The sequence below is a fragment of the Natrialba aegyptia DSM 13077 genome (assembly GCF_000337535.1).
Lineage (GTDB): Archaea > Halobacteriota > Halobacteria > Halobacteriales > Natrialbaceae > Natrialba > Natrialba aegyptia.
Genome location: NZ_AOIP01000003.1, coordinates 1 through 16,924 on the forward strand (window position 1 = coordinate 1; position 16,924 = coordinate 16,924).

General features: G+C 59.3%; 20 protein-coding genes, 2 tRNA genes and 2 pseudogenes. 16 read left to right on the plus strand and 8 right to left on the minus strand.

Going from position 1 to position 16,924, the window contains the following annotated elements; genetic code table 11:
- Positions 1 to 165 precede the first annotated feature (165 nt).
- The 3 genes and pseudogenes from C480_RS00015 to C480_RS00020 all read left to right on the plus strand — a co-directional run bounded on the left by C480_RS00015 (position 166) and on the right by C480_RS00020 (position 1,666).
- A tRNA-Cys gene (locus C480_RS00015) sits at positions 166 to 241 on the plus strand.
- Between the two features lie 233 nt (positions 242 to 474).
- Positions 475 to 561 (plus strand): annotated as a pseudogene (locus C480_RS22865) (IS6 family transposase); the annotation flags it as partial.
- A 221-nt stretch (positions 562 to 782) separates the two neighbouring features.
- A pseudogene (locus C480_RS00020) lies at positions 783 to 1,666 on the plus strand (IS1595 family transposase).
- A 163-nt stretch (positions 1,667 to 1,829) separates the two neighbouring features.
- On the opposite strand, the gene C480_RS00025 reads toward C480_RS00020, so the two are convergent.
- Positions 1,830 to 2,069, minus strand: a complete 240-nt coding sequence (locus tag C480_RS00025; protein WP_241433767.1) for a hypothetical protein — start codon at positions 2,067 to 2,069, stop codon at positions 1,830 to 1,832.
- 112 nt (positions 2,070 to 2,181) lie between these two features.
- On the opposite strand from C480_RS00025, the gene C480_RS21960 reads away from it, so the two are divergent.
- Entirely contained in the window at positions 2,182 to 2,787 is a 606-nt protein-coding gene (locus C480_RS21960) for a methyltransferase family protein (RefSeq protein WP_083873321.1), read from the plus strand.
- A 78-nt stretch (positions 2,788 to 2,865) separates the two neighbouring features.
- Here the strand turns inward: C480_RS21960 and C480_RS00030 are convergent, their stop codons facing one another.
- Positions 2,866 to 3,858 (minus strand): transposase, encoded by a 993-nt coding sequence (locus C480_RS00030; protein ID WP_049902952.1) that lies wholly within the window; start codon positions 3,856 to 3,858, stop codon positions 2,866 to 2,868.
- Between the two features lie 132 nt (positions 3,859 to 3,990).
- Here C480_RS00030 and C480_RS21965 point away from each other — a divergent pair, with 132 nt between their 5' ends.
- Positions 3,991 to 4,452: a methyltransferase gene (locus C480_RS21965; RefSeq protein WP_006663581.1), complete on the plus strand. Its 462-nt coding sequence runs from the start codon at positions 3,991 to 3,993 to the stop codon at positions 4,450 to 4,452.
- A gap of 379 nt (positions 4,453 to 4,831) precedes the next feature.
- Here the strand turns inward: C480_RS21965 and C480_RS00035 are convergent, their stop codons facing one another.
- The 4 genes from C480_RS00035 to C480_RS23675 all read right to left on the minus strand — a co-directional run bounded on the left by C480_RS00035 (position 4,832) and on the right by C480_RS23675 (position 7,034).
- Complete coding sequence (locus C480_RS00035) at positions 4,832 to 5,230, minus strand: SPW repeat domain-containing protein (protein WP_006663582.1); 399 nt, start codon at positions 5,228 to 5,230, stop codon at positions 4,832 to 4,834.
- A gap of 339 nt (positions 5,231 to 5,569) precedes the next feature.
- Positions 5,570 to 5,643 (minus strand) — tRNA-Lys (locus tag C480_RS00040).
- Positions 5,644 to 5,785: 142 nt separating this feature from the next.
- Entirely contained in the window at positions 5,786 to 6,487 is a 702-nt protein-coding gene (locus tag C480_RS00045; RefSeq protein ID WP_006663583.1) for a DUF7119 family protein, read from the minus strand.
- A 379-nt stretch (positions 6,488 to 6,866) separates the two neighbouring features.
- Positions 6,867 to 7,034, minus strand: a complete 168-nt coding sequence (locus C480_RS23675) for a hypothetical protein (RefSeq protein WP_006663584.1) — start codon at positions 7,032 to 7,034, stop codon at positions 6,867 to 6,869.
- Positions 7,035 to 7,257: 223 nt separating this feature from the next.
- Between C480_RS23675 and C480_RS00050 the strand changes: the two genes are divergently transcribed.
- The 9 genes from C480_RS00050 (at position 7,258) to C480_RS00090 (ending at position 14,394) form a co-directional block, all read left to right on the plus strand.
- Positions 7,258 to 7,608: a hypothetical protein gene (locus tag C480_RS00050; protein ID WP_006663585.1), complete on the plus strand. Its 351-nt coding sequence runs from the start codon at positions 7,258 to 7,260 to the stop codon at positions 7,606 to 7,608.
- 168 nt (positions 7,609 to 7,776) lie between these two features.
- A complete protein-coding gene (locus C480_RS00055) occupies positions 7,777 to 9,552 on the plus strand; it encodes a nitrite/sulfite reductase (RefSeq protein ID WP_006663586.1) in 1,776 nt (591 codons plus the stop codon).
- Between the two features lie 499 nt (positions 9,553 to 10,051).
- Complete coding sequence (locus tag C480_RS00060; RefSeq protein WP_006663587.1) at positions 10,052 to 10,333, plus strand: DUF6360 family protein; 282 nt, start codon at positions 10,052 to 10,054, stop codon at positions 10,331 to 10,333.
- A gap of 83 nt (positions 10,334 to 10,416) precedes the next feature.
- Entirely contained in the window at positions 10,417 to 10,911 is a 495-nt protein-coding gene (locus C480_RS00065) for a ferritin-like domain-containing protein (RefSeq protein ID WP_006663588.1), read from the plus strand.
- A 105-nt stretch (positions 10,912 to 11,016) separates the two neighbouring features.
- Positions 11,017 to 12,477 carry a sodium-dependent transporter gene (locus C480_RS00070; RefSeq protein WP_083873322.1) on the plus strand — a complete coding sequence of 487 codons (1,461 nt, stop codon included), beginning with the start codon at positions 11,017 to 11,019 and terminating at the stop codon, positions 12,475 to 12,477.
- A complete protein-coding gene (locus tag C480_RS00075) occupies positions 12,477 to 12,794 on the plus strand; it encodes a hypothetical protein (protein ID WP_006663590.1) in 318 nt (105 codons plus the stop codon). The genes C480_RS00070 and C480_RS00075 overlap by 1 nt, the downstream gene beginning before the upstream one ends.
- Positions 12,795 to 12,844: 50 nt before the next feature.
- Positions 12,845 to 13,351 carry a ribosomal protein S18-alanine N-acetyltransferase gene (rimI, locus tag C480_RS00080; protein WP_006663591.1) on the plus strand — a complete coding sequence of 169 codons (507 nt, stop codon included), beginning with the start codon at positions 12,845 to 12,847 and terminating at the stop codon, positions 13,349 to 13,351.
- 97 nt (positions 13,352 to 13,448) lie between these two features.
- Complete coding sequence (locus C480_RS00085; RefSeq protein WP_006663592.1) at positions 13,449 to 13,910, plus strand: DUF5810 domain-containing protein; 462 nt, start codon at positions 13,449 to 13,451, stop codon at positions 13,908 to 13,910.
- A gap of 49 nt (positions 13,911 to 13,959) precedes the next feature.
- Positions 13,960 to 14,394 (plus strand): DUF5809 family protein, encoded by a 435-nt coding sequence (locus C480_RS00090; RefSeq protein ID WP_006663593.1) that lies wholly within the window; start codon positions 13,960 to 13,962, stop codon positions 14,392 to 14,394.
- 106 nt (positions 14,395 to 14,500) lie between these two features.
- On the opposite strand, the gene C480_RS00095 is transcribed toward C480_RS00090, so the two are convergent.
- Complete coding sequence (locus C480_RS00095; RefSeq protein ID WP_006663594.1) at positions 14,501 to 14,989, minus strand: NUDIX hydrolase; 489 nt, start codon at positions 14,987 to 14,989, stop codon at positions 14,501 to 14,503.
- Between the two features lie 92 nt (positions 14,990 to 15,081).
- Between C480_RS00095 and C480_RS00100 the strand changes: the two genes are divergently transcribed.
- Positions 15,082 to 15,729, plus strand: a complete 648-nt coding sequence (locus tag C480_RS00100) for an NUDIX hydrolase (RefSeq protein ID WP_006663595.1) — start codon at positions 15,082 to 15,084, stop codon at positions 15,727 to 15,729.
- Between the two features lie 112 nt (positions 15,730 to 15,841).
- Positions 15,842 to 16,279 (plus strand): rhodanese-like domain-containing protein, encoded by a 438-nt coding sequence (locus C480_RS00105; RefSeq protein WP_006663596.1) that lies wholly within the window; start codon positions 15,842 to 15,844, stop codon positions 16,277 to 16,279.
- A gap of 244 nt (positions 16,280 to 16,523) precedes the next feature.
- Here the strand turns inward: C480_RS00105 and yciH are convergent, their stop codons facing one another.
- Positions 16,524 to 16,817, minus strand: a complete 294-nt coding sequence (yciH, locus tag C480_RS00110) for a stress response translation initiation inhibitor YciH (RefSeq protein ID WP_006107575.1) — start codon at positions 16,815 to 16,817, stop codon at positions 16,524 to 16,526.
- Between the last annotated feature and the right edge of the window lie 107 nt (positions 16,818 to 16,924).

Sequence of the window (16,924 nt, forward strand, 5' to 3'; positions counted from 1 at the left end):
GGGAAATTCGATTCGCCGCCTCCACTCATACTGATACTCATACGTAGTTGCCCCACACAGCAGCGGCTGTGTGGGGCATCTTATATTTCACCACTCGGAGTGTCTTTGACCTTGCTTATCCCGTACCGCTATGCTTAAACGAACGCAGTAATAACACTCATTCGCGCCAAGGTGGCAGAGTCCGGCCGAACGCAGCGGCCTGCAGAGCCGCCCCCCGCCGGTTCAAATCCGGCCCTTGGCTTATATTAGATACTTACAACCCAACCGGTTTGTAGGGATCAACCCCAACACGATGGGGCCATATTGAACTTTTCCGACTTTTCCAATACAGATACCAATTAATCGCATTCCGCGATAGCAACGCCTAACCGAGGTGTCGCGACATGACCAGTCGTCGCGAGTACTCTGGCGACTCGATCGATGGGACGCACCATACATCTCCGGGCGCCCTGAGCTGACGAAGAGACTGGCACTGTCGAACAGTTCATGCATTACTACAACCATTACAGACCGCATCAAACGCTCGACGGAAATACTCCAGCTGAGGAGGTTCAGAACTAGACAGTGCCAGTCATCTCAATTTCTGATAACAATGACACTTCCTAAGAAAACCGTCTGGGTGCCGATCAGTAGTTTTGTGGATGGATCAGGGACGAATGGCCATCATGAGAACGATGGTGCTAATTGTGGTTCGCTCTTCTAGCGGAGATTGTTGATCTTCTGTAGCTGTCGCTCAGAAGTCGAAAAGGACAAGGGCACCGCGCCAGCGGTGCCCATCACGAATGATTCCGCTGGATGTGTTTGGCTCGGAATCGCTCGCAGCGGACCTGTTGCAGCAGGTTCGCTGGCGTGACGGCGTTGAATGCCCTCGCTGCCGTTCTGACCGGACGGCCAAGAACGGCAGCTACAGGCACTTTCAACGGTATCTCTGTAAGGATTGCGACCGCACGTTCAACGACAAGACCGGCACGATTTTTGCCCACTCGAAGATCGCGCTCCGCAAGTGGTTGTTTTCGATCTACGCGTTTCTCCGGTTCAAGACCAGTATTCGACAACTGCAGACCGAGACCGACGTCACGTACGAGACGATCCACCGGCACGTCGAGCGCTGTGGCGAAGCGCTCGACGCGCCTCACCTCGACCTCGTCGGCCCCGTCGAGATCGACAAAGTGTACGTGACCGCTGGCAAGAAGGCTCGCGACCGCGACTCCCGTTCGCGGTCGGTAGCCTCTCCACGCGTGGACGCGGATCGTACCAGAGCGACAAGCCACCGGTGTTCATTCTCGTAGAACGTGGCACCGGTGACCGCTACGTCGTGCCCGCGAAATCCGCCGACGAATCGACCGTCCGACTCCTCCTCGCGGTCGGCGAGGAGGAGTCGTTGACCGTCTACACTGACGGATTTCGGGCCTACGATCCACTTGACGAAGACGATGAAATCACCCGAGAATACGTCGTCCACAGCGACGGTGAATACGCCGACGACGAGGTCCATGTCAACACCTGCGAGAGCCAGGGTCGCAGGAGCGACCCGTGGCTCTCGCCCCATCGAGGCGTCTCGAAAGACAAGCTCACTCCCTACGTTCGGGCGTTTCAGCTATGCAGAGAACTGTTCCGGAAGCTGGGGAAAGAAGCGCTCAAACACGCTATCCGAGCAACGCTGTGAATCAACAATGTGCCCTAGAAGAGCGATTGTGGTTATGGAGAGCAGGGAACTGCCTCCCAGACCTGAATTGACATAATGGAGCTACGTCTCCTGCTACTGCAATAATTCGCCCATCTCGCCGTAAAGAACGGCCGATTTGATAATATCGACTGGAAATAGGATACTAGTTGAACGACTCAAAATCACTGTTCGTCGAGAAGACGAGTTCATCGACTGCCTGCATGAGCGGGGTGTTATGACTGGCGCGGAGTTCATCAGAGAACAGTCGTGCCTGGAGTGCAAGATCGGGACCGTAGTGTTCGACTAGGTCCGCGAAGCCGACCAAGGCGATCGCCCTGCTTGCGATCGCCCGCACGTTCTCTGGCCGGCATTCTATTGATTGTACGCGAGAGGGAACCTCCATCAACTATCATATAGTCATTTAGGTTGAATATCCTAAAGTTGGATTACGGTTGATGTTGATAGATATTGCCATCAGTTATATAATCCTCTTTGTAGTTGGTTGACGATACATCATGGATCCTGCAAAATCTCACTTACGAGATTTGTTGTTCGGGCAAATGAAAGGGCAAATCCTTGGAACTGGGATAAAACTGGGCGTGTTCGAGGTTGTTGATACAGAACCCAAACCTGTTGAGGAGATCATCACGACACTAGATATCGACCCAAATCACGGATATCGGTTTCTTAGAGCTCTTTCTCACTTGGGTGTAGTAAATGAAGCTGATGGAACGTTTTCATTGACGTCTTCGGGAGAACTTCTCACTGAGGATCATCCTCACACATTTAAGGATTATTTCCTTCTTGAAGTCAGCCAGGTGAATTATTCGCTTTGGTCACAGCTTCCGTCCTTAATTGAGGACGGAGAGCAGAATACGTATGTTCGTGAATTCGGGGAGCCATTATTCGATTACTTGGATTCAAACCCGGAAGTTGCGTCCTTGTTTAACGATGCAATGGAAAGTTATTCTCGACTTCAAGGAACTGAAATACAAGAATTGCTAAACGATGTCGAAATCACCGAGCAATCTCATATCTGTGACATCGCCGGTGGATACGGCTACTTGCTATGTAATTTTCTTTCTACACGAGGGTGTCATAGAAGAGTTCTCACACCGTGATCACGGTGCTTCCTGGATTGTCTCCTCGTTCGTAGTTGGTGATTGCGACGACGAGGNGAGGGTGTCATAGAAGAGTTCTCACACCGTGATCACGGTGCTTCCTGGATTGTCTCCTCGTTCGTAGTTGGTGATTGCGACGACGAGGCGAAGACACAGTGCGAGGAACCCCTGCGCTCGTGCGTGGACGCGGCCTCGGGCGCGAACGTGCCCGAGGCCGCAGTCTTTGACTGCGTCGTTGGTTCGTTCGACTCCACTCCGTCGGTTGTACGTCTCGTCTAGTGTCGCTTGCTTCAGCTGCACGCCCTTGCTGAGTTTCTCGATTCGGTCTTCGACCCTGTACTCGATGTCTTTCGGGTTGTCAGTGTTTCGTGCGTTATATGGAGCGACTGGCACGCCCCCTGCGGCCAGCAGGTGGTCGTGCCAGTCGAGCGTGTCGTAGGCACTATCCCCGATCATCCAGATCGGCTGTTCGACGGCGAGCGCGTCACGTGTGACGCGCATCGCCGTCTCTTCTGGCGCTTGTTTGCTCTTGGTGAATTCTGCGGCGATAGGGATCTTTTGTCCGGTCGAGACGATCGTACAGCCATAACCGTAGTAGTATTCTTCAGCGGTTGGATCGTAGCATTTCGACGCATCTTGATCGGCGGGCATCGTTCTCACGTCGGTCGAATCGATGCAGTAGGTCAGGTCAAGCAGACCGCGGTAGGCGGCCTGCTCGACGAGATGGTCGAAGATCTCGTCAACGACGTGTTCAAGATCAGTGAGAAAGCGATCGACCGCGTCTCTCGACGGCGGTCGATCGAAGCCACAGCTGAGCCAGACGACCGTGTTTCGAAGCTCTCGTTCGACGGGACGAATTCCATAGATGTCGCGGTAGTAGCAATGAAGGAAGCCACGCATCATCTCGGATGGTTTGTGGTCTCGTGTTCGCCCCGTCTTCGCCGGGGCGAACACGTCGAACTCTTCGAGAAACTCGAAGGAGAGATACTCAAACAACGCTAGCGTCTCTGTCTCCACGATATTGAAGAACGTCTCTACCGAAGGAGCATCTCGCAGGGTCGCTGAACACATCTACCTCAGTGTTCACCCTGCTCTCTGGTATGGTAACTGTTCTATGACGCCCTCNCCGAAGGAGCATCTCGCAGGGTCGCTGAACACATCTACCTCAGTGTTCACCCTGCTCTCTGGTATGGTAACTGTTCTATGACGCCCTCTTCTACACGTCAATCTCTTACTGGTACCGTATTCGAACAACCAGAAATCGTCGAACAAGAGGCACAGCACTTAGCAACAGAGTTTGGAGTGGCGGACCGCTGCTCATATGTTGCAGGGGATATGTTCGAAGCAGTGCCTAGTGCTGATGTCTATTTTCTCAAACACATAATTCACGACTGGAGCGATACTCAAGCCATTCAAATCCTCACAACAATCCGGGAACATGCTCCCGATGATGCGCAATTAGTGCTTCTTGAACACGTGCTCCCCGAGTCGAATTCATCACATTTTGGGGCACTTTATGATATTCAGATGATTGTCTGGACGACCGGTCGTGAACGGACGCCTGATGAGTATGCATCGTTGCTTGAACAGAGTGGTTGGGAACATAATGAAACTACATTCGGCAAAAATAATCTATTGGGTGCTATCAAGGCAACTCCCACTTAAAACGAGAAGTCGAAGGATAACATCTCAAGAATCACTCTTCATTCTTGTCACTAATGAATATAAATGCGCTATCTCCAGATACTAAACGAACTTGCCGACGCTACAGTTTTCTCTCTCTGAGGAGTTATAGAAAAGCTATTCAACAGGATATTTGAAACTATTTTTTAGCGCGGTTTCGGTTACTAAGTGGAGTTGATCGCTCAATTCGTAGCGAACGAAATCGGATATCTGCCAGCATCAACGAGGGGGGGCTCTATCTCGTCGATATCGTGTTTCTCGGTGAGTTGGTGCAAGAACACCGTCCTCAGAATGGAGCGCATTCTGGTGAACTGCACGAGAGCGTGGTTCCGCTGATTTAGCTAGGACGATGATGGGGCGATTATTCTGACAACGCGAACATACCGTAGAGTTGTGTGCCGGCGAGGAGAACAACGGCGAGGCCACCGCCGACGTTGATGACGGTGACAAGCGTTCGTGTGTTCTCGAGCACGAAGGGAGAGGCGATGACCCAGAGACCGAGGAGAGCGAGGAGGAGTGTGAGAGCGATATTCGGTGACTGATAGGTGTCTGATAGCAGTGCGTTGACGGAACCGAGGGTTGCAATAACTGCCCCGAGAAGGACGTTGTGGAGGTTGAGGAGTCCGGTAATGGTGACGACGATGGATGAGGCCAGAAGGAGGAGGCCGACGACTGCGGTTGCACCGGCCGTTCGGACGACGATCGGAGCAACTGATTTTGCAGTTGGTGATGTGGGTGTCGCGGATTCCGAACTGCCCATAGATGCCATTCGTGAGCGATCCATATAGAGCCACTGCAGGGATTGTACAACAGATTAGTTAGCAACACTCTCTTGGCGAGTAGATTTGTTGGTGATCGAACGAGGCAGTACGATTGTAACCGACGCGAGGATGTTCTGCTCCCTTCATTACTGCGATCGGACTGCATCGAAAACTGCGCTGGTTTCGATGTTCACGCTCGCAGCTGTGAGTAGGGTAAGAAGCGGGCCGGGCGCGACTTGAACACACGGTCGGACGTGCTCGCTCTGCTGTGCGCGACCTCCCTGCGATTCAAATCACGCTAGTCGTGTTGCTCCTCGCCTAGTTGCTCGAAGCAAAAGCGGGCCGGGCGCGATTTGAACACGCGACCGTCTGGTTAAAAGCCAGACGCTCTGCCAGACTGAGCTACCGGCCCCGTGGTTTCACTATCGGCGAGTGGTGGTTAAACGTTTCTTTCTTCGCTGCCGACTGGCCGGTGGTAATGGCCTATACTTTGTCATATAGTCCCTGTAGAACTGTGTCCTGCGTTGTCAGCGGTCGATTCGCCATCTGCTAGTTCAGTCGAAGTACTGTTCGAGTGCATCGGTGACGAGTTCACCTGGGGTGGTATCGTCGAGGGAGGCGCGGCGGCGGAGGTCGCGATAGGTGTCGGGTGAGAGCGAGAGTTCGAGCTGGCCGAGGTGGACGCCGTGGTTGGTCAGGGCGCGATTGACGGGGGTTCCGTCGTTGATCGTGCTGGCGACGGTGCGGATGTCGCGGACGGTGAGGTCGCCGTCGATTGCGGCCCAGGCCAGGAGGAGACGGGCTTCGCCGCCGACGCGGGCGATGTGTTTGGCGGCGGTGGGAGCGATTTGGCCGAGGGCGACTTGTTTGCGGACGGATCGGGGGAGGTCGTGGACGCGGGCCCATTTGCGGATGAACGAGACGGTCACGTCGGGGCCGGCGCGTTCGGCGGCAGCCTTGTAGGAGCCTTCGCCGCGGACGAGTGCGGCACACGCGGCGGCACCGCGGAGCATGTAGAGGTGGTCGTCTTCGGTGGTGCCGGTTGCGAACTGCGAGACGGTGTCGGCGGCGGCGTCGAGGCTATCGGGGTCGGTCGGATCGAACTGGACGGCTTTGCGGGCGCGTGTTCCGGTGACGGATTCGTCGCCACGGATGACGGGTGCGCCGACGGGTGATTCGCGGTCGGTTGGAATTGGCCGTCCATCGGGACCGCGATTGCGCCCGCGTGAATTTTCTTCGGGCCGGTTGTCGGTCATGGGTCTGCCCTGGTCTATGGAACAGAGGGGGAAAAGTGTCGCTCCCTGTGAAGCGGTGGGAGAGTACTAGAGTGGCGAGTATGTGTCTATTATCTATCGTCTGTTCTCTGTTGTCCGTTGTCTATCGTCTGTTCTCTGTTGTCCGTTGTCTATCGTCTGTTCTCTGTTGTCCGTTGTCTATCGTCTGTTCTCTGTTGTGCGAGTACCAACTGCGGGTAGGGAAACAGGGAGTACATCATTATCATGGATATTGTTATCCAATAACGATAGAAGGCGTTTCACAGCAGGTAGAGGAGACAGATCGAGGCTTCCAGGGTCGTGGTAACGCAGGGACGAGTTCAGGCCCAGCTCCGGGTCCGGATCCGGATCCGGGTTTTCGTTACTCCTCGTCGTCGCGCTGCTCGGCGAGGTGTTCCCAGATTTCGGTACAGCCAGCGCCTTCTTCGATGTCGTCGAGGTGGGCGTCATCGCGTTCTCGGTCCTGGTCTGGTGTGTCCGAGTTCGGATTGTGGCTGGGTCGTTGGCTTTGTTCAGCCGTGTCAGTCATGACTGCCCATTTGGTTGGAAAGCGCATAAGTGACGCCTCGTGTGCAATGGATACCTGTACTCGGTTATAGCGGAGATGGTTGCCGTCATCTCGGTTCGGGCGAGTGGCGTGGAGGTCGTCGTCGTCGGTCGGTTCGGTCGATCTAGCGTGTCATCGGCGAGGCAAAACGTTGCAGCCATCGACGGACAGAGGTGGGTCCAGCACAGAGTGTCCATAGATACCGATGGCGATTGCACTGCGGACGCTCGACGATGGGGCCTGGATCAGCGTCAACGACTCCCGTGAGGTCGGTGTGAGTGATATCTGGGCCCTTCCGACGCGCGAGTTCTGTTCGTGTGAGACGCCCCACGTTCTTCTCGAGGCGTTTTCCGCCGTTCACGTTTCGGATCATCGAGTACTCGCGGATGCGGTGGGGATGTGTATCGAGTGTGGAACGCGGGACAGTATCGATTCGTTGCCGGTTGGCCGAATCGTTAACGGCGAGTTCAAGCCGTACGAGCCGGCTGGTGTCCAGTCGACGATCACGGGTGCTGTGGATGGGGCGGCCTGTTCGAGTTTCGAGTCGGTGGAGTAATTCGACCGTTGTCATCGGCTGGGAGTTGAATCCCTGGTTGTTGTGGTCGGTGTGGATGGACCGAATCGCGTCAGTATGTGGTGGCAAAAACCTCCGCAACTGGCTAGAGGCGGCCGGGTCTGACGCGACGCACGGGCGTATAAGACTCGTAGTCTATAGACTGAGCAAATGCCTACTGATGTCGAGGAGTGGAAGGACGAGGTCTACGGCACGGACATTCGAGACCACATCGAGCGATTCGCCGAGGAAGGCTGGGAGTCGATCCCGGAAGACGAGCGCGACGCCTGGTTCGAGCGCTTCAAGTGGTACGGACTGTACCACCAGCGCGCCGGTCAGGAGTCGTACTTCATGATGCGGATCGGGCCGCCAAGCGGCGTGCTCGAGCCGGGTCAGTTCCGCCGGATCGTCGAAATCGCGGACGAGTACGCTCGCGGTCCGGTCGCGAATCCCGAGTTCGGTAACGGCTGGCTCGACGTGACGACGCGACAGGCAATCCAGCTGCACTGGATTCGAATCGAGGACGTTCCCGAAATCTTCGACGAACTCGAGGACGCCGGACTGTCGACGGTGCAGGCTTGCGGTGACTCCTGGCGGAACATCGTCGGCTGTCCGGTCGCCGGAAAGGACAAACACGAGCACATCGATGCTAACGAGCTGGCATACGAACTCCACGATACGTTCAAGCAGAACGAAGCACACTCGAACCTGCCCCGCAAGTGGAAGGTTTCCGTGACCGGCTGTGACGAGGGTTGCGGGCAGGGCGACATCAACGACCTGGCGTTCGAGCCCGCCGAGAAGGAGGTAGACGGCGAGACGGTGACGGGCTACAACGTCCGCGTCGGCGGCGGACTGGCGCGTAACGAACCCCGCTTTGCGAAGAATATCGACGTTTTCGCAACGCCGGAGCAGGCGGTCGAGGTCGCGGGTGGCCTCTCCAAGCTCTTCCGGGATCACGGCGACCGCGATAACCGCTACAACGCTCGCATCAAGTTCCTCGTCGACGAGTGGGGTCCCGAGAAGGTTCGGGAGACGCTTCAGGACGAGTATATCGATTTCGAACTCGAGACGGCGGGCGAGGACCTTCGGCACTCCTACAGCTACAACGCCGGCGACGCGGACGGCAAGCACGACCACGTCGGCGTCCACGAACAGGTCGACGGCAACAACTACATCGGCCTGAACGTCCTCGTCGGGCGACTCGGTATCGATGACGCCTACGAAATCGCCGACGCCGCCGAGGAGCACGCGTCCGGCGAGGTCCGACTCACGCAGCGCCAGAACATCATCCTGACGGACGTGCCGGACGAGGATGTCGACGCCTTGCTCGATAACGAGGTCTTCGACGAGTACAGCCCCGATCCGCACCCGTTCCGGCGGGGCTCGATCGCCTGTACCGGCACCGAGTTCTGTTCGCTTTCGATCGTCGAGACGAAGAACCGGCAGGTTCGGTTCTCGCGCTGGCTGGTCGAGAACGTCGACCTGCCGGCGGGCGTCGAGGACTTCCACATCCACCTCTCGGGCTGTACCGCCTCCTGCGCCCAGCCCCAGATCGCCGACGTCTCCCTGCGCGGGATGAAGACCCGCAAGGACGGCGAACCCGTCGAGGCGCTCGACATCGGCCTCGGCGGCGGCCTCGGCGAGAACCCGCAGTTCGCCTCCTGGGTCGCAGACCGCGTCCCGGCCGACGAAGTGCCGGGTGCGATCGAGAACCTGCTCGAGAACTTCGCGGACCGACGAACGGACGGCGAGAGCTTCCGCGAGTTCGTCGCCGACCGCGACGACGAGGAGTTAGCCGAACTCGTCGAACCCGAGGAGACGAGCTACGAGGATCCGTACATGCACAACACCAAGCAGACCTGGTATCCGTACGCGGAAGATGACGGGCTGGACGAAGGCCCTGCACCTGCCCGGGCGGACGGGACGCCGATTCCGTCGGACGACTAACCCGCCACCTCCCCCGTCTTCGATATCAGTAGCCGCGGCGGGTATCCACGACTCGTCGGTCGCCACTTTTCGTTCTCGGCGTCGGCATCGAACGACTGTTCGTCCCTGGTAGGCCTGGAACGGTTCCGAGTTCGCGCTGTGCCGTCGTTTCCGATCGCGGTGACCACCGCGCGGCTCGCGCCCGTTGCGTCGCTGTTCTCGATATCCGCTCGCTGAACGCTCTGCTCGAACGTAAGGCCTATCTCGTCAGCGTCGGTTCGCGGAACTCGGACGCTTCGTGGATGGAATACTACGAAACCCCGGTCTGCTCGCCGGTGGGTCGAGCCGTGTCCGTCTCCACCGTCGCCTCGATCCCAGCGCGGGCTGGGTCAGTCGCGTTGACCGGCGTGATAATCCCAGTCGTTCGATGCGGTCGGTGTCCGTGGCCGTGGCCGTATCGACCACGCAGACAGGTCACCCGTTGGAAGCCCCTAAGTAGCCATACCCCGAGACCCTAGCCATGTCCGACCGACTGATGCGAGTCAACGCGTACACGACGCTCGACTACGTCGAAGCCACGGCGACGGGCCACGAGTTCGAGTTCGATTCCGTCGCCGTCGCCAACGCCACGACGGACCGCGAGGAGCCGGACTGCGTGCGCTTCCAGGTCGAACTCGACAACGCGACCGACCAACATTTCCCCAAGCACATGACCGAACTCGAGTTGACGCCGGACCAAGCCCGCGAACTCGCGAGCGAACTCGAGAAGTACGCGGATCGGGTCGAGGACGCCGCGAAGTAGCCGCTTACCGGGCTCGCTGTGCGCCTGCGACGGCAGGCGTCTCGCTTTTTCGCTCGCCCGGCAAAGCCTCGTGTGATCGTCCCATGAGCGTCGACACTATCCAAGACCTGTTCGAGCACGGCCTCGAAGACATTTATCACGCGGAACACCAACTCCTCGACGCGCTCGATGAACTCGAGTCGAACACCGAGCGCGAGGAGATCGCGGAGGCGTTTGCGGAACACCGCGAGGAGACCCAGGGGCATATCGACCGTCTCGAAGAGGTCTTCGACATGTTCGGCGAACCGCCGGAGAAAGAAGAGTGTGAGGGTATCGAGGGGTTGATCGAGGAGTACGAAGAGTTCACGTCGATGGACCCGTCCCAGGAGGTACTGGATTACCACAACATGGCGGCGGCGGAGAAGACGGAGCATTACGAGATTGCAGCCTACGGCAATTTGATCCCGCTTGCGGATCAGATCGGGATGGACGAGGCAGCGGATCTTCTCGAGGAGAACCTTCGAGAGGAACAGGGTGCACTCGACGAACTGAAGGAGTTGACCGAGACGTACGAGATGGACGCCATTCCGGCGGAGTAAGCACCGCTATCAGCGACTCCCACTTTCTTTTCTCGGTGAGTGTCTCGTAAACGCACGAGATACTTATACGATGATCCAGTCCGTTGACACAGATGGTGGTAGATAATGTCAGACACATCCCCGAAAACGGCTCGTGACGAGTGGGGAACCCGATTCGGGTTCCTTATGGCGATGATCGGTGGCATGGTTGGTGCAGGAAACATTTGGCGGTTCCCCTACGTGATGGGGGATAACGGAGGTGGTGCGTTCGTACTGGCGTTCCTCACCCTCCTGTTTTTACTCGCGGTCCCCGGGTTGATGGCGGAGGTTGCGCTCGGGCGATACACGAACAAGGGCGTCATCGGCGCATTTCGGGATGTCGTCGGTCGAGGTGGAATGGTCGGGTTCGGCGTCGTCGTCTTGCTCGTCAACATCGCCCTGATGTCGTACTACTCGCCGTTGATCGGCTGGACGCTGTACTACGCGGTTCATTCCCTGTTGTTTACCTTCACGGCACCCGGGTTTGAGGCGCAGGCGTTCATGGACAGTTTCTTCGCGAACCCGGCGCTGATGATCGCCCTTCACACGGTCGTGATGGGCTCGATCGCAGCCATTCTCGCGCTCGGTATCCGACGCGGCGTCGAGCGGATCGTCGTCTACGCGGTGCCGGCGCTCGTGATCTCGCTCGTCATTATGGCGATCCGCGGGCTCACATTGCCGGGGGCCAGCGAGGGGATCGCGTTCACGTTCGGCGTGCAGTGGGAGTACCTGATCGCGAGTGAGACCTGGATCGCCGCGCTCGGACAGGCGCTGTTCTCGACCGGACTCGGGTGGGGTATCGCCCTGACCGTCGGCAGTTATCTCCGGGAGTACGACGACGTTCCACTCGGTGGCGGGGTCTTTACCGCGATCGGCGAATCGAGCATCGCTATCCTCGCGACGCTTGCCATCTTCCCCGTCGTCTTCGCCGTCGGCGTCGAACCCGACGCCGGAACCGGTCTCGCGTTCGTCTCCCTGGTGCAGGTCTTCCCGGAGATTCCGCTCGGCGGACTGGTTGCGATCCTCTTTTTCGCCGGGTTCTTCCTCGCGACGTTTACCTCCGGCCTGCTCATCACCGAAGTGAGCGTGACGACGGTAAGCGAGGAAACCCGACTCAGCCGGACGCAGACCGTCCTCGCCGTCTGTGGGGGTATCTGGCTCCTCGGGCTCCCGAGCGCCTACTCTACCGAAGTCCTCGATTTCCTCGATTTCGTCTTCGGAAACTGGGGACTCCCCCTCGCAACCCTTGCCATCATCGGCATCATCGGCTGGGTTCTCGGCCCCGAACGACTGCGCGTGCTTACGGTCAACCGCAACGCTGGCATCCATATCGGCACGTGGTGGAATCCCGTCATCAAGTACGTCATTCCCGCCGTCATGCTGTTCATCATGGGTTACTTCGCCTGGGAGAACTTCCGCGAACCCGAGATGATCGCCGGGATGCTCGTCCTCGTGCTCTTCCCGCTCATCGGCTACGCGATCATGTCTCTCGTCGAGGGCCGCCGCGATACGACTGATACGGCCGGCGTCACCGGAGGTGACGACTAATGGCGCTCTCCGCAGAGGTTCTCGGCATGCTCGCGTTCACGCTACTCGCGTTCTGGGGCGTCTCCCTCTGGGCGCTTACCCGTACGCTCCGCCAAGAAAGCCGCAAAGTCGACATCCTCGAACAGCAGGATCGGATGGACACCTACTCGCCGGAAGCGCTCGCCGAACTCCGCGAGTGGATCGAGGACCACCCCAACGACCCGCTCGCCGACCGGGCCCGCGCCCAGTATAACGAATGCGTCGATGTCGTCACCCAAACCGATCGACACTTCTACGACTGGTCGGACGCTGACATCAACCGGCTCGAACGTCTCTGAACGCTCGATCGAACCATCCGTTTTTACCACCTGGCATCGTACGTTGCCCCGTGACAGTACGGGCCCCAGAGGGTGACGATCATGGCCACGGCCACGGCGACCGAAACGACGGTGAACTCGCGATCCGTCCCGCCGAACGGGCGGACCTCCTGGCCGTCGTCCGCATCGAAAACGAGTCGTTCCCCCAACCCTGGCCGTACGAGGCCTTCGACCGCTTTCTCGGCGACCCCGGTTTTCTCGTCGCCGTCACGAACGGCGATATCGCGGGCTACGTCGTCGCCGACGTGTCACCCTCGTTCGGTCGCCAGCTCGGCCACGTCAAGGATATCGCCGTCCATCCGGACCGCCGCGAAATGGGCGTCGGTTCCGCACTTCTCTCGCGATCTGTTGCCGTCCTCACAGCTCACGGTGCAGACTCGATCAAACTCGAAGTACGACGCTCGAACGACCGCGCGAAACGACTCTACCGCCAGTTCGGGTTCGAACCGATCCGGCGGATTCCCGGCTACTACGGCAACGACGAGGACGCGATCGTGATGGTCCGACAGCTCGAGTGATAAGCGACTCTCACGGACCACCGTCTTATCCCGACGGCACCGATGCCAGCGAGGGAAAGGACGAGGACGTTTTACCGCCCGCGTGCGTACGACGCCTATGGGATACGCCTGCCCGGTCTGTGACGCCGAACAGGCCGACGCGGAGCACCTCGCGAACCACCTCGCGATCACCGCATCGCTCGACCGTCCGGATCACAAGGAATGGCTCGAGGAACACGCCCCGGACTGGGCCGATCACTCCCCGCCGGAGTTAGGGGAAATCGTCCGCGAGCACGCATCCGAGATCGACACCCCCGAGTTCGAGAGCGCAGGAACGGGTGGTCACGACAACCCCGACCCCGACCACGATCACGGCCACGTCCACGACCATACACCCGGCCGTCCGACCGGAATCGAATCCGACCTCGCCGGACAGCGCCGTCAGCCAACCCGTGGCTCGATGTCGGCCGAGGCCGAACGTGCACTGCAGGAAGCACAGGAGATGACCCAGCAAATGCTCGCAGATGCGACCGACGACGCGGACGCAGCGGACCCGGACGACGAAGCGACCGACGGCTAACGGCCCCGAACACGCAATTGGTAACTGGCCGCCCCGCGCATACCGAGACATGCACACTGTTGGGACGGTTACGCCGGCGTCGATCGAGGAGGCACGCGAACGCTACGACGAACTCGGCCCAGCGGCGCAGACGGTCGTCCGCGAGGTCGCAAAGGCCATGTCGTTCGATCGCGAGGAGTACGACGAGCGCGTCACCAGCGCCGTCGTCGAAACCGCCCGCGACGCCCTGTTTGCAAGTCTACTCGAAATCTCGGTCGGCACCAGCGACGAGTTCAGCGAGTGGCGCGACGGCTACGACGGCGAGGTGACGGTGGTCGGGAACGAGAACGTCGAGAACGTCGTCTGGCACGCCGGGCCGGCCGACGAGGCGGTCGCCGCGACCTTCCAGAACGAGGAGGAGGCGGCCGTCGGAACGGTGCGCCGACAGGCGTTCGGGCGGTTGTATCGAGACTACTTCGAGGCCGCCGACTATAGTAACAACTAAAACGGTTTACACGCTGATCGCACGGCCATCAGGCGGTCAGGTGTGCACTGACTTTCAGTGGCTACTATAGCTGTGCGTCGGCGTTGCTGTCACGGTCGAGTCACAGTCACAGGTACGGCCGAAGCAACGCGCCGTCGTGGAGGTTGTCGGGGAGCGTGTCGAACCATCGTGCGGCCCTGATTTCGTCGGGAGAGACGCCGAGTGATTCCGCGTCTGCGATCGGTCCGTTGGCGGTGGCCGCAAAGACGACGTATGCTGCTCGGAAGGAGTCGCCGGTGGCACTCGAACGGTACGTCTGCTCCAAGACGACCAGCGGATCGCGTATCGTCGCACGCAGTCCCGTTTCTTCGCGAATTTCGCGCCGAGCGGCGTCACGCAGTCGTTCGCCGGGTTCGACCGCGCCGCCAGGGAGTATCCAGCCATCGGCCCAGCGATTTTTGACGAGCGCGATCCGGCCGTCGCTATCACGAACGCGTGCGGCGGCAGTGAGCGCCGTTCCGCCGACGCCCCACTCGCGGAACGATTCGAACGACGGTTCGGAGAGGGAGAGCGTTTGCTCCTCGCGGGCCACATCGCTGAACTCGTCGTCGAGCACGTCCGACCAAGCGCGCGCTTTCGACAAATACGTTCGGTCGTTGTCTCGTTCGAACAGTACCTATTACGTCTTCGAACGCCCACACTCCGACGATGACTGCCGACGAGTGGAGCGTTCTCGAGGAAGTGATCGAGTACGAGACGCCGTGGTACGACGGCGGCTACGACCTGCTCGAACAACCGGACGGCACGGAAAAACGCTACTACTGGGCCGACCTCCCGCCGTCGGTCGTCGTCGTCGCGTGCGTCGACGGCCGCGTGCTTCCGGACGGGTCGGACGCCGAACCCGCGGCCACGCGCGATGATGCCAGCGTCGACGGTACCGTCCACACCGATACTGACATCGACGCAACCGACAACCACCTGCTGTTCGTCGAACAGTATCGTCCACCCGTCCACGAGACCCACCTCGAACTCCCCGCCGGTATCGTCGAGGACGGCGAATCCTACACGGAAGCCGCGACGCGCGAACTCGAGGAGGAAACCGGATTTCGCCCGTCGAGTACGGTCCTCCTGCAGGAGTATGCGGTCGCGACGGGCGTCCTCCGACACGACCGCGGCATCGTCTACGCCGACGGGCTGGTGCCCGGCGAGCGTGAACTCGATAGCAACGAGTTCCTCGACGTCACGGCGGTGCCCGTGACGGAGGCGCTCGACCGGGCGCGCGAACGGCCGGCGAACGATGCGACGCTGACGGCGCTGTTACTCGCGGCGGAAGACGGGATGCTCGACCTGGGGTGAGGTTGTGCGGGTTCCCGTCCTCTCCCTGCTTGCGTCCGCCGCACCTCCGCGATGTCGCAGGCGACGCACCCGACCCGTGGCCTTATTCTTCCGGCGTTCCAACGCGGGAGTGATGGATGGCGAAATCTCCCCGGACGAGGTCAAAGATCTCCTGAACACGGATACCGATGATACCGGTGCGAACGGGACGAACGGAGCGAACGCGGATGCGGACTCCGATACCGTCGTTCGAGTCGTCGATATCCGCGACGAACGCAGTTTCGCCCACAGCCGTATCCCCGGCAGCGAAAACATCCCCTTTCAGGAACTGACCGGCCGCGTCGACGAACTCGAGGACGCGGATCGGATCGTCACCGTCTGTCCGCACGGCAAGGCGAGCGTGCAGGCGGCTCAACTCCTCGGATCGTACGAGGGAACGGCGGATGCACGAATCGAGAGTATGGCCGGCGGCCTCGAAAAATACGGGCTCAAGTACGGCCTCGCCGCCGGCGACCGAAGTTCCGATGGAGCCGACGAGTCGGCCAGTACGAACGCCGAATCTCCGTTCTAGCGGTGCTATCCTGTCCCCCGATCGACACTCTTCGAGGCGGACGCGTGTCACCATCCTTCTCGGCGATTCGCCCGTTCGGTACCGTCGATGGCGCGTTTTGATGGTGAGAGACGTTATAGTCGATGACAACGCTATTCAGACCGTTGTCACTCCGGAGACGCGAAACAAAACCGACAGTGAAGTTGACGGCCCGATACAGCGGGTCGCGAGTTCGGAAGTCGTCTCAGAGCATCGCGGGCATCAGTTAGGCGACGTTGAAGCCGCGGTCCCGAAGGAACTCCTCGATGCGTCCGGTGTGGTTGCCCTGGAGTTCGATGTGACCGTCCTCGACGGTCCCTCCGCAGGCAAACTTGGACTTGAGATCCGACGAGAGACTGTCTAGGTCGACGTCCTTCGGATCGAATCCTTCGACGATCGTTACCTCCTTACCGTATCTGCGCTCGTCAATGCGGATGGTGAGTTGCTGTTGTCCCTTGGCCACGTCCTCGCAGACGCAGAGTTCCTCGGGCAGCCCGCACGTCGAGCAGACTTCCGACATTACGTTCCTTGCTACGAAATGGCCATATTAAACACTATCGGGACCTACATGCTGTCGCGTGGTTCTTTTTCAGTGATCCACCGATCGATGATCCGATGGTCCGGTGA

Excerpts from the sequence above, each read along its gene's own strand:
- C480_RS00025 (WP_241433767.1), bottom strand. The coding sequence starts at position 2,069 with ATGGAGGTTCCCTCTCGCGTACAATCAATAGAATGCCGGCCAGAGAAC.
- C480_RS21960 (WP_083873321.1), top strand. The coding sequence starts at position 2,182 with ATGGATCCTGCAAAATCTCACTTACGAGATTTGTTGTTCGGGCAAATG.
- C480_RS00030 (WP_049902952.1), bottom strand. The coding sequence starts at position 3,858 with ATGTGTTCAGCGACCCTGCGAGATGCTCCTTCGGTAGAGACGTTCTTC.
- C480_RS21965 (WP_006663581.1), top strand. The coding sequence starts at position 3,991 with ATGACGCCCTCTTCTACACGTCAATCTCTTACTGGTACCGTATTCGAA.
- C480_RS00035 (WP_006663582.1), bottom strand. The coding sequence starts at position 5,230 with ATGGGCAGTTCGGAATCCGCGACACCCACATCACCAACTGCAAAATCA.
- C480_RS00045 (WP_006663583.1), bottom strand. The coding sequence starts at position 6,487 with ATGACCGACAACCGGCCCGAAGAAAATTCACGCGGGCGCAATCGCGGT.
- C480_RS23675 (WP_006663584.1), bottom strand. The coding sequence starts at position 7,034 with ATGACTGACACGGCTGAACAAAGCCAACGACCCAGCCACAATCCGAAC.
- C480_RS00050 (WP_006663585.1), top strand. The coding sequence starts at position 7,258 with ATGGCGATTGCACTGCGGACGCTCGACGATGGGGCCTGGATCAGCGTC.
- C480_RS00055 (WP_006663586.1), top strand. The coding sequence starts at position 7,777 with ATGCCTACTGATGTCGAGGAGTGGAAGGACGAGGTCTACGGCACGGAC.
- C480_RS00060 (WP_006663587.1), top strand. The coding sequence starts at position 10,052 with ATGTCCGACCGACTGATGCGAGTCAACGCGTACACGACGCTCGACTAC.
- C480_RS00065 (WP_006663588.1), top strand. The coding sequence starts at position 10,417 with ATGAGCGTCGACACTATCCAAGACCTGTTCGAGCACGGCCTCGAAGAC.
- C480_RS00070 (WP_083873322.1), top strand. The coding sequence starts at position 11,017 with ATGTCAGACACATCCCCGAAAACGGCTCGTGACGAGTGGGGAACCCGA.
- C480_RS00075 (WP_006663590.1), top strand. The coding sequence starts at position 12,477 with ATGGCGCTCTCCGCAGAGGTTCTCGGCATGCTCGCGTTCACGCTACTC.
- C480_RS00085 (WP_006663592.1), top strand. The coding sequence starts at position 13,449 with ATGGGATACGCCTGCCCGGTCTGTGACGCCGAACAGGCCGACGCGGAG.
- C480_RS00090 (WP_006663593.1), top strand. The coding sequence starts at position 13,960 with ATGCACACTGTTGGGACGGTTACGCCGGCGTCGATCGAGGAGGCACGC.
- C480_RS00100 (WP_006663595.1), top strand. The coding sequence starts at position 15,082 with ATGACTGCCGACGAGTGGAGCGTTCTCGAGGAAGTGATCGAGTACGAG.
- C480_RS00105 (WP_006663596.1), top strand. The coding sequence starts at position 15,842 with ATGGATGGCGAAATCTCCCCGGACGAGGTCAAAGATCTCCTGAACACG.
- yciH (WP_006107575.1), bottom strand. The coding sequence starts at position 16,817 with ATGTCGGAAGTCTGCTCGACGTGCGGGCTGCCCGAGGAACTCTGCGTC.